Origin of the sequence: Pseudomonas sp. Marseille-Q1929 (genome assembly GCF_017316265.1) — a bacterium.
Taxonomy (GTDB): domain Bacteria; phylum Pseudomonadota; class Gammaproteobacteria; order Pseudomonadales; family Pseudomonadaceae; genus Aquipseudomonas.
This window is the reverse complement of record NZ_JAFLWU010000002.1, coordinates 334,298-347,646: the sequence shown is the minus strand read 5'-3', so window position 1 is coordinate 347,646 and position 13,349 is coordinate 334,298. Positions and strand designations below refer to the sequence as shown.

Below are 13,349 nucleotides of genomic sequence, written 5' to 3'. Positions count from 1 at the left end.
GTATCAGTTCCAGCCAGCGCGATCCATCAGGCGAATCGCCTCAGCCTGGCGCTTGCCCGCCACTTCCACTGGCAAGGTGTCCGCGACGAACTTGCCCCAGCTCGCCACTTCGGCCGACGGCGGTACCGCCGGGTTGGCCGGGAACTCCTGGTTCACGTCGGCAAAGATCTTCTGCGCCTCAGGCGTGGTCATCCACTCCACCAGCGCCTTGGCGGCTTCCGGGTGCGGTGCGTGTTGGGTCAGGCCGATGCCCGACAGGTTCACATGCACGCCACGGTCGCCCTGGTTGGGCCAGAACAGCTTCACCGCCAGCTTCGGGTTCTGCTTGTGCAGGCGCCCGTAGTAGTAGGTGTTGACGATACCCACGTCGCATTGCCCGGCGTTGATCGCTTCGAGCACCGCGATGTCATCGGAGAATACGTCGGTGGACAGGTTGTTGACCCAACCCTTGACGATTTCTTCGGTCTTGGCCGCGCCATGGGTTTCGATCAGGGTGGCGGTCAGCGACTGGTTGTAGACCTTCTTCGCCGTGCGCAGGCACAGGCGACCTTCCCACTGTTTGTCGGCCAGGGCTTCGTAGGTGGTCAGGTCACCCGGCTTCACCCGGTCGGTGGAATAGGCGATGGTCCGCGCGCGCAGGCTCAGGCCAGTCCAGGCGTGGTTGGAGGAGCGGTATTGCAGGGGAATATTCTTGTCGATCACCGGCGAGGTGAACGGTTGCAGGATGCCCATTTGCTCGGCCTGCCAGAGGTTGCCGGCATCGACGGTGAGCAGCAGGTCGGCGGTGGCGTTTTCGCCCTCGGCCTTGATGCGCTGCATCAGCGGGGCTTCCTTGTCGGTGATGAACTTCACCTGCACGCCGGTCTTTTGGGTGTAGGCGTCGAACACCGGCTTGATCAGTTCGTCGATGCGCGAGGAGTAGACCACCACTTCGTCGGCTGCCTGCACGGTGGTGCTGCCGATCAGGGTGAGTGCCAGGGCAGTCAGGAGGCGCTTGGGTGCCAACATGGGGGCGGTCTCTCATTTGCAAAAAGAGGGCAAATGATAAGGACTCACATTTGCTGGCGCTTGGTGGAGGCGTTACCAGATGTTGCATGGGAAAAGTTTTGCGGTGGGGCTGATGGCCTCTTCGCAGGCAAGCCAGCTCCCACAGGGGATCGCATTTTCAAGTCAGGGTTTGGCCAGGTCTGGGAGGTCGCCGGTCAGGCCGAGGGCTTGGCGTACGAACACGGCCTTGGCTTCGGGCATCTGGTCGACCATCTTGAGCCCGGCATTGCGCAACCAGCGCAGCGGCAGTTGGTCGGCCTGGAACAAGCGCTCAAAACCCTCCATCGCCGCCATCAGGGCCAGGTTGTGCGGCATGCGCCGGCGTTCGTAGCGACTCAGCACTTTTAAATCCGCCAGGCGCTGGCCGCGTTCGGTGGCCGACAACAGCACTTCGGCCAGTGTCGCCGCGTCGAGGAAGCCCAGGTTCACGCCCTGCCCCGCCAACGGGTGGATCACGTGGGCCGCGTCGCCAATCAACGCCAGGCCTTCGGCCACGTAGCGTTTGGCGTGGCGCTGGCGCAAGGGCACGCAGACACGCGGGTCGGCGCTGATCACCGTGCCCAGGCGGCCTTCAAAGGCGCGCTCCAGTTCGCGGCAGAAGCTTTCATCATCCAATGCCATCAGGCGTTCGGATTCAGCCGGCGTGGTCGACCAGACGATTGAACACCAGTCCTCCTGCCCATCACGCACCAGCGGTAAAAACGCCAGTGGCCCGGTGTCGGTAAAGCGTTGCCAGGCCGTGCGCTGGTGCGGCTGGCTGCTGCGCACGCTGGTGACGATGGCGTTGTGCAGGTAATCCCATTCGCGGGTCGCGGTGCCGGTGAGGCGGCGCACGGCGGAGTTGGCGCCGTCGGCCGCCACCACCAGCGGCGCGCGCAAGGTGCGGCCGTCGGCCAGGGTCAGCAGCCAGTCATCGCCGGAGCGGCGCATCTGCTCCAGGCGCGCATTGGCCAACAGGCCCAGGTCGCAGTCGTGCAAACGGTCGAGCAAGGCATCCTGGACCACACGGTTTTCGACGATATGCCCCAACACTTCGGCATGCACACTGGCCGCCGAAAAATGGATCTGCCCGGTGCCGCTGCCGTCCCACACCTGCATCTCGCCGTAAGGGCTGGCGCGGCGCTCGACAATGCCGTCCCACACGCCAAGGCGTTCGAGGATGCGCTGGCTGGCCGCCGACAACGCGCTCACACGGGGTTCAAAGGCCGCGTCACGGTCGAAGGGTTTGACGCTCAGCGGGCTGCCGTCCAGCAGCAGCACTTGCAGGCCACTGCCCTGCAACGCCAGCGCCAGGGCGCTTCCGACCATTCCGGCCCCGACAATCAGCACATCTGCGCGCATGTCCATGGTTTAAGCCTGTCTCGCTGGCGGCTTGCGCCGCACGTAAAGGGTTTTATCGACGCGCGCCACCAGGGTGCCGGCGCCGTCATAGATCTGCACCTTGAGGTGGGGCAAGTACTTCTCGCCCCCTTCGGTCTGCCGGCGGATCTCGTCCAGCAAGGCGTCGTCGATGGAAAACTCGGCAAACACCGGGCCTTTGCCCGGAGAGATGAAATCGATGCTCGCGGCCTTGTCCCAGACGATGTAGTCGCGGCCCAGGTTCTCCATGAGCATCAACATGTAGAACGGATCGACCATCGAATACAGGCTGCCGCCGAACTGCGTGCCGACGTAGTTGCGGTTGTACCAGCCCAGGCCCATGCGCACTTTGACGTGACGAAAATCGGCGCTCATCTGCTGCACGCTCACCCCCGCACCCAGGTAGGGCGGGTACAGGGTCATGATCCAACGCAACAGCCGCGCCTTACCCAGGCGCTCGATCAACCACTTACGCATCGGGACGCGTGCCCAGGCCCATGGCCTGACGGGCGAACCAGCGTTTGGCCGGCGGCAGCAAGTCGAGGCCGAGCAGGCCCATGTTGCGGCCCAGGGCGACCAGCGGCTGGGCGCTGCCAAACAGGCGCGTGACCTGGTCGGAGAAGCCCACGGTCAATTTCTGATCCAGGCGCTGACGCTCGCGATAGCCCTGCAAGGTCGCCAGGTCACCCGGCACTTGCGGCCCGGCCAGCAAGGCTTCGGCCAGGGCAACGGCATCGCGCAGGGACAGGTTGAAGCCCTGCCCGGCAATCGGGTGCAGGCTGTGGGCGGCATTGCCGAGGATCGCCAGGTGGGAACGCACTTGTTCTTCGGCTTCCACCAGGGTCAACGGATACAGGTGGCGCGCGCCGACTTGTTTCAGCGTGCCCAGGCGGTAGCCGAACACACCCTGCAATTCGCTGAGGAAGCTGCGCTCATCGAGGTTGGCCAGACGCTGGGCGTCCATTCCGATGCGCGTCCATACCAGTGCGCAACGGTTGTCCGGCAGCGGCAACAGGGCCATGGGGCCGTCATCGGTGAAGCGCTCGAAAGCCTCGCCGTTGTGCGCTTCGCTGGGGGTGATGTTGGCAATCAGCGCGCTCTGGTTGTACGGGCGGGTCTTCACGCCGATCCCCAGTTGCTCGCGCAGGCCGGAGCGGCCGCCATCGGCGAGCACGGCGAGGTCGCATTCCAGCACGGTTTCATCGTTGAGGGTCAGGCGATAGCCGTCGGGCAGCGGTTCCATGCGCGTGACTTCGGCCGGGCAACGCCAGCTGACCACGTCCTTGTCCAGGCCTTGCCACAGGCATTGGCCGAGCCAGGCGTTCTCGACGACATAGCCGAGCGCCGGCACGCCCTCTTCCATGGCGGACAGGCGCGCCGTGGAGAAACGCCCACGGTCCGACACATGGATCTGCTTGATCGGCTCGGCGCGGCGGGCAATGTCCTGCCACAAACCCAGGCGCTGATAGATCTGCTTGGCGCCGTAGGACAGCGCCGACGAACGCGCATCGTAGCTCGGCTGGTAGCTGTCGCCAGGGGCGAACGGCTCGATCATCAGGATCTTCCAGCCACGGGCCTTGGCCCCGGCCTGCAAGGCCAGCGCGAGGCTGGCGCCCACCAGGCCGCCGCCGATAATCGCCAGGTTGACCCGGCTCATCGGGCAGCCGCCATCAGCGCTTCGATGTCGGCGACGGTCTTGGGCACGCCGCCGGTCAGGATTTCACAGCCTTGCTTGGTCACTACCACGTCGTCCTCGATGCGTACGCCAATGCCACGCCATTTCTTTGCCACGTTCGGGTTGTCCGGCGCGATGTAGATCCCCGGCTCCACGGTCAACGCCATGCCGACTTCCAGCACACGCCATTCACCGCCCACTTTGTACTCGCCCACATCATGCACATCCATGCCCAGCCAGTGGCCGGCGCGGTGCATGTAGAAGGCTTTATAGGCTTCACTGGCGATCAACTCGCCGACGTCGCCCTGCAACAAGCCCAGCTTGACCAGACCGGCGGTGATGACGCGCACCGTGGCCTCGTGGGCCTGGTTCCAATGTTTGTTGGGGGCGATCTCGGCAAAGGCGGCTTCCTGGGAGGCCAGCACAATCTCGTAGATCGCCTTTTGCTCGGGCGAAAACCTGCCGTTGACCGGCCAGGTGCGGGTGATGTCGCTGGCGTAGCAGTCGATCTCGCAACCGGCGTCGATCAGCACCAGGTCGCCGTCCTTGAGCAGCGCGTCATTCTGCTGGTAATGCAGGATGCAGCTGTTGCGTCCAGCGGCGACGATAGAACCGTAAGCCGGCATCTTCGCGCCACCCTTGCGGAATTCGTAGTCCAGCTCGGCTTCCAGGCTGTACTCGTGCAAACCGGCGCGGCTGGCCTGCATCGCCCGTACATGAGCGGCGCAGGAGATGCGTGCGGCCTCGCGCATCACCTTCACTTCTGCCGCCGATTTATACAGGCGCATGTCGTGGAGCAGATGATCCAGGGCAACAAATTCGTTCGGCGGCTGGGCGCCAAGGTGCGCTTTAGAGCGGATAACGTTGATCCACTCCATCAGGTGCCGGTCGAATTCGGCATTGCTGCCCATGGCCGAATACACCCGGTCGCGGCCTTCGATCAAGCCGGGCAGGATGTCGTCGATATCGGTGATGGGGAACGCGTCGTCGGCGCCAAAGTCACGGATCGCGCCTTCGGTGCCAGCGCGCAGGCCGTCCCACAGTTCGCGTTCGGCGTTGCGTTCGCGGCAGAACAGCACGTACTCGCCATGCAGGCGACCGGGCATCAGCACGATCACCGCTTCGGGCTCGGGGAAACCGCTCAGGTACTGGAAGTCGCTGTCCTGGCGGTAGACGTGCTCGACATCGCGATTGCGAATGGCCACGGCGGCGGCCGGCAGGATCGCGATGCTGTTGGGTTCCATCTGCGCCATGAGCGCCTTGCGGCGCCGGGTGTATTCCGCTCTGGGGATATGAATCATGGGCAGATGGGTGTCCTTTCTTAGTGCAGCGACGGCTTGGGTGCGGCGGGCTCAGCGGACTTCTTGGTCTCGGTGAACAGCAGCAGCGGCGCGACGCGCAGGTATTCCATGACTTCCATGTAGTCGCCTTCGCCGTCTTCGGACTCTTCCAGGGCGTCTTGCACCTGGGAGATCGCGGCCAAATCCTGCAACACTTCCTTGGCGTCGGTGCTCAGTTCCAGGCCGCCGGCGTTGACGCCGAAACCGTGGAGGAAGCCCTGGCACCATTGGCCCAGCGCGGCGGCGCGTTCGGTCAGTGGCGCGTCGTCGGTCGGCAGCAGCAGGACCACGGTGACGTCGTCACCGGTCAGCTCGCCCTTGACCATTTCCTGCAGGCCGATCAGCGCGTTTCGCACGTTCTCGGTCGGCTCGGTTTCCAGCAGCTCAGCCACATCGGCCAGCCAGTTGTCGGCATCAAAGCCTACGCCAGTGCAGCTGCGGCCCAGCAACACGCCGTGCAATTCGGCCGGCGAGCAAGGGTGGCCGCTGGTGCTCAGCAGTTTGGAGAAAGCATCGTACGGGGAGTTCTGAATAGGCATGGTGAGCTAGGCGCCAGACGGCGCAATGTCTAGAATGGAGCGCTGTATCCTAGCACCGGCAGACGTACCAAGACTATCAAGGGCGTCAGATCGTTTATCCTGCAGTTGCCATTCATCAGACAAATCCAGTGGAACCCAATGGAAGACACCGACCTGCAAGCGCTGATGGCCAGACTCGAATTGCTAATTGATCGGGTCGAGCAACTTAAGAGTCAAAATGGACTCCTACTAGCTCAGGAAAAAACCTGGCGCGAGGAACGCGCTCACCTCATTGAAAAAAACGAAATCGCCCGGCGTAAGGTCGAATCGATGATTTCGCGCCTGAAGGCCCTGGAGCAAGACTCATGAGTTCAAGCAATAGCGTCACCGTGCAGATCCTGGATAAAGAATATTCGATCATCTGCCCCCAGGAAGAGCGCAACAACCTGGTGAGCGCCGCCCGCTACCTGGATGGCAAGATGCGTGAAATCCGCAGCAGCGGCAAAGTCATCGGCGCCGACCGTATCGCCGTGATGGCCGCGCTGAACATCACCCACGATCTGCTGCACAAGCAGGAACGCCCTGACGTACAGGCCAGCGGCTCGACGCGCGAGCAGGTGCGCGACCTGCTGGAACGTGTGGATCTGGTGCTTTCCAGCGATTCAGACGCACCCAAGGGCTGATTGCCGCCGACGTTTAAGGTATACTCGCCCCACTCCCTGGCGTGTTTGCCAGTCGGCGATGTCCCTGAGCCGATTCGCACTACCCTGGAAGTTGCACGTTGGGCTGGTGTGCATGTCCGCTAGACGGAAAGCCTTAAAGCCTACTGCTTCTTCCACCTTGAACTTTCGGGTTCAAGGGCTAAGTCGACAGCGGCTCTGTCGGGGAGCCTGAATTCCCAAACTCAATGCCAGTCCTCGGACTGGCATTGTTTTATGAGCCGAAACCATGACCGAACCTGCGCCGCTTTCCCGTCCGCAACTTCGACGCATGTTGCGCAAAGCCCGCCGCGAACTCTCGCCGAGCGAGCAGCGCAAGGCCGCCCTTGGCCTGTATCGGCAACTGGCACAGCAGCCGCTGTTTCGCCGGGCCAAACATATTTCCTTATACCTGCCGACGGACGGTGAAATCGATCCGCGCCTGCTGCTGCGTGCTGCCCAGCGCCGGGGCAAGGCCACTTACCTGCCGGTGCTCAGCGCGTGGCCGCGGACCAAGATGGTGTTTCAGCGCGTGCGGCCCGGGGAAAAGCTGCTGCCCAATCGCTTCCGCATCCTCGAGCCACGGGTGAACATCGGCCAGCAGCGCAAGGTCTGGGCGCTGGACCTGGTGTTATTGCCGTTGGTCGGTTTCGATGATGTGGGCGGACGCCTGGGCATGGGCGGCGGTTTCTACGACCGCAGCCTCGCTTACCTCGCGCGCCGCAAGAGCTGGCGCAAGCCGACGCTGCTGGGCCTGGCCCATGAATGTCAGAAGGTCGAACGATTGGCGCAGGCGAGCTGGGATGTGCCATTGGCTGGCACCGTCACGGACAAGCAGTGGTATATCGCGCAGACGCCGCAGTAAACAGCGGCGTCTGGAAGAAGGGTCAGCGCTTGAACGGTTGCGGCTGTTGCTGAGTCAGTTCAATGGGTGCATCGGTCTTGTTCGACCAGAGGCTTTGGGCATACCCGGTGGTCACGACGCCCAGACCAAACAAAATAACCAAAATCCATAGTAAATCCGGCTTACGTTGCATCGATTGCCCCCCTTCAGGCACCTCGTACACGATGACAACAACGTTCCAAAGTAGTCCGTTGCAGCGGCGTCAAGCTTAAAGGCGGGCATTCTGCGGTAACGTGAACCAACACGCAAACCTTGACGCCAACCGACTGTCGGTTTGTCATTTAATTGCCTGACAACTTGCCCAATCCCATTTTCAGGAGCGCAAAAATGGCCTATTGGCTGATGAAATCCGAGCCCGACGAGCTCTCCATCAAGGGCTTGGAAAAGCTCGGCGAAGCCCGCTGGGATGGGGTGCGCAACTATCAGGCGCGCAATTTCCTACGCGCCATGGCCGAGGGTGACGAGTTTTTCTTCTACCACTCCAGCTGCCCGGAGCCGGGGATTGCCGGCATCGGAAAAATCATCAAGGCGGCTTACCCGGACCCCGCAGCGCTAGATCCAGAAAGCCACTACTTCGACGCCAAGGCCACCCCGGAGAAAAACCCGTGGAGCGCGATCGATGTGGCCCACGTCAAAACCTTTCCCAAGGTGCTGGGCCTGGGTTACCTGAAACAACAAACCGCCCTCGCCGAGTTGCCGCTGGTGCAAAAAGGCAGCCGGTTGTCCGTGATGCCGGTGACTGCCGAGCAATGGGCGGCGGTGCTGGCCCTGGGTTAACGGGGCAGAACCCGGCGGTCACGTGCCTGGCGCATGCATCTGTGCGCCAAGCGCGTTAGGCTTGCGCTTCATTTGACCGGTATCAACCGCCTCTGGGCGCCAGCCGGTCAAACTAGGACGCTAATGCCGCAGGAAGCCGCCATGTCGCAGAACAACCACACCTCCCGTATTTTCGCCATCGCCTTGATCGCCCTGCTGCTCGGCGCCGGTGGCTTCGGTTACTGGCGCTCCACCCAGGACCGCCTGCCCGAAGGCCTGAGCATGGGCAACGGGCGCCTCGAATCCACTGAAGTGCAGATCGCCGCGAAGATCCCCGGGCGCCTGGCCGAAGTGCGTGTGGATGAAGGCGACAAGGTGCTCAAGGGCCAACTGCTGGCGCGCATGGACACCCGCACCCTCGAAGCCCAACGCGCCCAGGCCGAAGCCGAAGTGCTGCGCGCCAAGGAAAACTTCGCCGCCGCCGAGGCCAATGTGCAACTGCGCCAAAGCGAGCAGTTGCTGGCCAACCAGGAACTCAAGCGCACCCAGGAGCTGTACAAGCGCGGCTTCGCCAGCAGCCAATTGATCGACCAGCAGCAAGCCCGGCAGAACACCGGCAACGCGGCGGTGATCGCTGCGCAAGCCCAGGTCAATTCGGTAAAAGCCGCCATCGGCGCCGCCCAGGCCCAGGTTGCCCAGCTCAACAGCGAAATCGACGACAGCAGCCTGCGCGCGCCCATCGACGGGATCATCCAACTGCGCCTGGCCGAGCCCGGCGAAGTGCTCGGCGCGGGCGGACGCGTGCTGCTGCTGATCGATCCGAATGACCAATACATGAACCTCTACCTGCCCGCCTCCGTCACCGGTCGCCTGACCGTCGGCAGCGAAGCGCGCATCCTGCTCGACGCCCTGCCCCAGCAACCGCTGCCAGCCAAGATCAGCTTTGTCGCCGCCAAGTCGCAGTTCACCCCCAAAGAAGTGGAAACCCGCGACGAACGCCAGAAACTGGTGTTCCGCGTCAAACTGCGCCTGACCCACCCCGACGCCGTGCCCCAAGCCAAACCGGGCATGCCCGGCGCCGGCTACGTGCGCACAGCTGATATCGACTGGCCGGCCAACCTGCAATGACCGGCCTGGCGCTGCACGCCACCGGGATCAACCATCGCTACGGCCAGCAACAGGCCCTGCTCGACATCGCCTTCAGCCTGCCCGCCGGCACGCGCTGCGGCTTGATCGGCCCGGATGGTGCGGGCAAGTCAAGCCTGTTGGGGTTGATCGCCGGGGTCAAAAAGCTCCAGGCCGGGCAATTGGAAGTGCTCGGAGGCTCGATCCAGGACCGCCGCCACCGCAACAGCCTGTACCCGCGCATCGCCTTTATGCCCCAAGGCCTGGGCGGCAACTTGTATCCCGAGTTGTCCATCAGCGAAAACATCCGTTTCTTCGCCACCCTGTTCGGCCTGTCCAAAGCCGATTGCGACCAGCGCATGCACAACCTACTGCTGGCCACCGACCTCGCACGCTTTGCCGAACGCCCGGCGGGCAAGCTGTCCGGCGGGATGAAGCAGAAGCTCGGCCTGTGCTGCGCGCTGATCCATGACCCGGATCTGTTGATTCTCGACGAGCCGACCACCGGCGTCGATCCGCTGTCGCGCCGCCGCTTCTGGGAGCTGGTCGAAACCGTACGCAGCGAACGCCCGCAACTGACGCTGCTGGTGGCCACGGCCTACATGGAAGAGGCCGAACAATTCGAACACTGCCTGATGCTCGATCGCGGCAAGCTGATCGCCGACGGCCTCAGCCGCGAGCTGGCCGCCGTCACACCCAGCGGCAAATTGGACGAGGCCTTCACCCACTTCCAGGGCGACAGTGCCCACAACAACCAGCCGTTGGTGATCCCGCCGCGCGAGAGCGACAACAGCGACATCGCCATCGAAGCCCACAACCTGACCCTGCGTTTTGGTGATTTCACGGCGGTGAACCAGGTCAGCTTCGCCATTGGTCGCGGGGAGATCTTCGGTTTTCTCGGTTCCAACGGTTGCGGCAAGACCACCACCATGAAAGTCCTCACCGGCCTGATGCCGGCCACTGAAGGCAGCGCCAAGCTGCTGGGCAACCCGGTGAACGCCAAGGACCTGGCCACCCGCAAGCGCGTGGGGTTCATGTCACAAAGCTTTTCGCTGTACGGCGAACTCAGCGTGCGCCAGAACCTGGTGCTGCATGCGCAACTGTTCGACCTGCCCAAGGCCGACAGCGGCCCGCGTATTGATGAGCTGATCCAGCGTTTCGACCTCGGTGACGTGGCCGAGCAACCCTCCGGCGAACTGCCCCTCGGCTTGCGCCAGCGCTTGTCGTTGGCCGTGGCGGTGCTACATCGCCCGGAAGTGCTAATCCTCGATGAACCGACCTCGGGCGTTGACCCGGCGGCGCGGGATGATTTCTGGCGCTTGCTGATCGAACTGTCCCGCGAACAGGGCGTGACGATCTTCCTGTCCACGCACTTTATGAACGAAGCCCAGCGCTGCGACCGCATCTCGCTGATGCACGCGGGCAAGGTGCTGGCCTGCGACACGCCGGACGCACTGCAACGGCAATTCCACGGCGACACCCTGGAAGCCGCCTTCGTCACCTGCCTGGAACAGGCCCAGGGCGAACCCGAACCCAGCGCACCCACCGCCACCGTCAGCGAAACCGCCGCGCCGCCCGTGAGCAAACGCGGCTTCAGCCTGACGCGCCTGTTGGCGGTGGCCAGCCGCGAAGGCAAGGAACTGCTGCGCGACAAAGTGCGCATGGCGTTTGCCCTGCTGGGGGCGATGTTCATGATGGTGATCTTTGGCTACGGCATTTCCCTAGATGTGGAAAACCTCGCCTTCGCCGTCTACGACCAGGACCAGACGCCCCAGAGCCGCGCCTATCTGGAAGCGTTCCGCAGCTCACGCTACTTCGCCGAGCAGCCAGCGATCCAGGACTCGAACGAACTGCACCGGCGCCTGCAACGCTCGGAAATCAAACTGGCCCTGGAGATTCCACCGGGCTTTGGCCGCGACCTCTACGCCGGGCGCCAGCCCACCGTGGCGGCGTGGCTCGACGGCGGCATGCCGTTTCGCGCAGAAACCAGCCGCAACTATGTCGAAGCCGTGCACCAGGCCAACCTCCAGCAACTGGGCGAACTGAGCAGCCAGCCAAAACACACCCAGGTGGCGGCCAAGCTGGAAACGCGCTTTCGCTATAACCAGGACGTGGTCAGCGTGAACGCCATCGGCCCCGGCGTGATGGCGCTGATCCTGGCGTTCATCCCGGCGATGCTCACCGCCCTCGGCATCGTGCGGGAAAAAGAGCTGGGTTCGATCACCAACTTCTACGCCACGCCGCTGACACGCCTGGAATTCCTGCTGGGCAAACAGGCGCCGTACCTGGCCGTCAGCCTGGTCAACCTGGCGCTGCTGGTGGCGATGAACCGCTGGCTGTTCGGCGTGCCCTTCAAAGGCAGCGGCCTGACCCTGGCGTTTGGCGGCCTGCTGTATGTGCTGGCCACCACCGGCATGGGCCTGCTGATTTCCGCGTTCACCCGCACCCAGATCGCCGCGATCCTCGGCACCATGATCATCACCAGCCTGCCGACCATCCAGTTCTCCGGGCTGATCGTGCCGCGCTCGTCCCTGGAAGGTGCGGCGGCGATGATGGGCATGCTGTTTCCGGCGGGGCACTTCCTCGACATTGCCGTGGGCACCTTCACCAAAGCCCTGGATTTGCGCCAGTTGTGGCCGCAATGCCTGGCGCTGTTCGGGTTCTTTGTCGGGTTTACCGGGCTGAGCCTGATCATGCTCAAGAAGCAGGAGGCCTGATGCACAAGTTCGCGCACATCCTGCGCCTGGGAATCAAGGAACTCACCAGCCTGCGCCATGACAGCGTGTTGCTGCTGTTTCTGTTCTACGCCTTCACCGTGGCCATCTATATGCCCGCCGCCGGTTCGGTGATTGGCGTGCACAACGCCAGCGTGGCGTTTGTCGATGAAGACCACAGCGCGCTCTCGCGGCAAATGGCCGAGGCCCTGCAACCGCCCGAATTCCAGGCGCCCGTGCCGTTGCCCTACGACCAATTGGACAAAGTCATGGACAGCGGCGAGTACACCTTCGTGATCAACGTGCCGGCGAACTTCCAGGCCGACCTGTTGGCCGGTCGCCAGCCCGGCGTGCAGGTGAATGTGGACGCCACGGCGATGAGCCAGGCATTCATGGGCGCCGGTTACATCGGGCGGATTTTCCAGCGCGAACTGCTGGCCTACCGCGGCCAGACCGACGCTGCCAGCCAGGCGCCGGCGCTGCTGACGACGCGGGCGCTGTTCAATACCAACCTCGAAGGTGGCTGGTTTTTGGCGGTGATCCAGATCGTCAACAACATCACCATCCTCGCCATCGTACTCACCGGCACCGCGCTACTGCGCGAACGCGAACACGGCACCCTCGACCATTTGCTGGTGCTGCCGCTGACGGCGCTGGAGATCATGCTGGCGAAAATCTGGAGCAACATGCTGGTGGTGGTGGTGTGTACGTGGATTTCGCTGGAGGTGGTGGTGAAGGGTTTGCTCGGCGTGCCGCTGGCGGGGTCGCTGAGTTTGTTCTTGTTTGTGACGGCGCTGTATCTGTTTGCCAGTACGGCGCTGGGGATCTTCCTCGCCACGCTGGCGCGTTCGACGCCGCAGTTTGGCTTGCTAGCGATTCCCGTGATTATCCCGATGCTGTTGTTGTCCGGCGGCAGTACACCGTTGGACAGCATGCCCGAATGGTTGCAGTGGGTGATGCAGGGCTCGCCGTCGACGCATTTTGTGAGTTTGAGTGCGGCGATTTTGTTTCGGGATGCGGGGGTGGGGGTGGTGTGGCCGGATTTGCTGGCGTTGGCGGGGATTGGGTTGGTGTTTTTCTTGGTGGCGTTAGGGCGATTCAGGAAGAGTTTGGCGTCTTGAGGTGACTGGTAGATTGCTATCGCAGGCAAGCCAGCTCCCACAGTTTGACCGAGTTCCAGCTTTGGAATGCAGTCAAACTGTGGGAGCTGGCT

General features: G+C 63.2%; 14 protein-coding genes and 1 other RNA gene. 8 read left to right on the top strand and 7 right to left on the bottom strand.

Annotation, left to right across the window (positions count from 1 at the left end; genetic code table 11):
* Positions 1-3: 3 nt before the first annotated feature.
* The 6 genes from J1G37_RS05030 to J1G37_RS05005 form a co-directional block, all read right to left on the bottom strand.
* Positions 4-1,008, bottom strand: coding sequence for an extracellular solute-binding protein (locus J1G37_RS05030; protein ID WP_207040404.1), 1,005 nt, complete (start codon positions 1,006-1,008; stop codon positions 4-6).
* A gap of 162 nt (positions 1,009-1,170) precedes the next feature.
* Positions 1,171-2,388, bottom strand: a complete 1,218-nt coding sequence (locus J1G37_RS05025; protein WP_207040529.1) for a 2-octaprenyl-3-methyl-6-methoxy-1,4-benzoquinol hydroxylase — start codon at positions 2,386-2,388, stop codon at positions 1,171-1,173.
* A gap of 9 nt (positions 2,389-2,397) precedes the next feature.
* Positions 2,398-2,883, bottom strand: coding sequence for a DUF4442 domain-containing protein (locus tag J1G37_RS05020; protein WP_017739068.1), 486 nt, complete (start codon positions 2,881-2,883; stop codon positions 2,398-2,400).
* On the bottom strand, positions 2,876-4,063 hold the full coding sequence (gene ubiH / locus J1G37_RS05015; protein ID WP_207040403.1) for a 2-octaprenyl-6-methoxyphenyl hydroxylase: 1,188 nt from the start codon (positions 4,061-4,063) through the stop codon (positions 2,876-2,878). The genes J1G37_RS05020 and ubiH overlap by 8 nt, the downstream gene beginning before the upstream one ends.
* Positions 4,060-5,382, bottom strand: coding sequence for a Xaa-Pro aminopeptidase (pepP, locus tag J1G37_RS05010; protein ID WP_026137093.1), 1,323 nt, complete (start codon positions 5,380-5,382; stop codon positions 4,060-4,062). The genes ubiH and pepP overlap by 4 nt, the downstream gene beginning before the upstream one ends.
* A gap of 20 nt (positions 5,383-5,402) precedes the next feature.
* Positions 5,403-5,960, bottom strand: a complete 558-nt coding sequence (locus tag J1G37_RS05005; protein WP_017739071.1) for a YecA family protein — start codon at positions 5,958-5,960, stop codon at positions 5,403-5,405.
* Positions 5,961-6,098: 138 nt separating this feature from the next.
* Between J1G37_RS05005 and J1G37_RS05000 the strand changes: the two genes are divergently transcribed.
* From J1G37_RS05000 to J1G37_RS04985, 4 genes are all read left to right on the top strand, one after another.
* Positions 6,099-6,308: a TIGR02449 family protein gene (locus J1G37_RS05000; RefSeq protein WP_003177365.1), complete on the top strand. Its 210-nt coding sequence runs from the start codon at positions 6,099-6,101 to the stop codon at positions 6,306-6,308.
* Positions 6,305-6,622, top strand: a complete 318-nt coding sequence (locus tag J1G37_RS04995; protein ID WP_003176812.1) for a cell division protein ZapA — start codon at positions 6,305-6,307, stop codon at positions 6,620-6,622. The genes J1G37_RS05000 and J1G37_RS04995 overlap by 4 nt, the downstream gene beginning before the upstream one ends.
* Before the next feature lie 30 nt (positions 6,623-6,652).
* Positions 6,653-6,831, top strand: a non-coding RNA gene (gene ssrS / locus J1G37_RS04990) — 6S RNA.
* A gap of 56 nt (positions 6,832-6,887) precedes the next feature.
* Positions 6,888-7,502 carry a 5-formyltetrahydrofolate cyclo-ligase gene (locus tag J1G37_RS04985; RefSeq protein WP_207040402.1) on the top strand — a complete coding sequence of 205 codons (615 nt, stop codon included), beginning with the start codon at positions 6,888-6,890 and terminating at the stop codon, positions 7,500-7,502.
* A 22-nt stretch (positions 7,503-7,524) separates the two neighbouring features.
* On the opposite strand, the gene J1G37_RS04980 is transcribed toward J1G37_RS04985, so the two are convergent.
* Positions 7,525-7,674 (bottom strand): hypothetical protein, encoded by a 150-nt coding sequence (locus J1G37_RS04980; RefSeq protein WP_085986534.1) that lies wholly within the window; start codon positions 7,672-7,674, stop codon positions 7,525-7,527.
* A gap of 194 nt (positions 7,675-7,868) precedes the next feature.
* On the opposite strand from J1G37_RS04980, the gene J1G37_RS04975 reads away from it, so the two are divergent.
* The 4 genes from J1G37_RS04975 to J1G37_RS04960 all read left to right on the top strand — a co-directional run bounded on the left by J1G37_RS04975 (position 7,869) and on the right by J1G37_RS04960 (position 13,257).
* On the top strand, positions 7,869-8,318 hold the full coding sequence (locus J1G37_RS04975) for an EVE domain-containing protein (protein WP_207040401.1): 450 nt from the start codon (positions 7,869-7,871) through the stop codon (positions 8,316-8,318).
* 141 nt (positions 8,319-8,459) lie between these two features.
* Positions 8,460-9,425: an efflux RND transporter periplasmic adaptor subunit gene (locus J1G37_RS04970; RefSeq protein WP_017739075.1), complete on the top strand. Its 966-nt coding sequence runs from the start codon at positions 8,460-8,462 to the stop codon at positions 9,423-9,425.
* Entirely contained in the window at positions 9,422-12,139 is a 2,718-nt protein-coding gene (gene rbbA, locus J1G37_RS04965) for a ribosome-associated ATPase/putative transporter RbbA (protein ID WP_207040400.1), read from the top strand. Before J1G37_RS04970 ends, rbbA begins: the two co-directional genes overlap by 4 nt.
* Positions 12,139-13,257 carry an ABC transporter permease gene (locus tag J1G37_RS04960; RefSeq protein WP_207040399.1) on the top strand — a complete coding sequence of 373 codons (1,119 nt, stop codon included), beginning with the start codon at positions 12,139-12,141 and terminating at the stop codon, positions 13,255-13,257. The genes rbbA and J1G37_RS04960 overlap by 1 nt, the downstream gene beginning before the upstream one ends.
* The last annotated feature ends 92 nt before the right edge of the window (positions 13,258-13,349 follow it).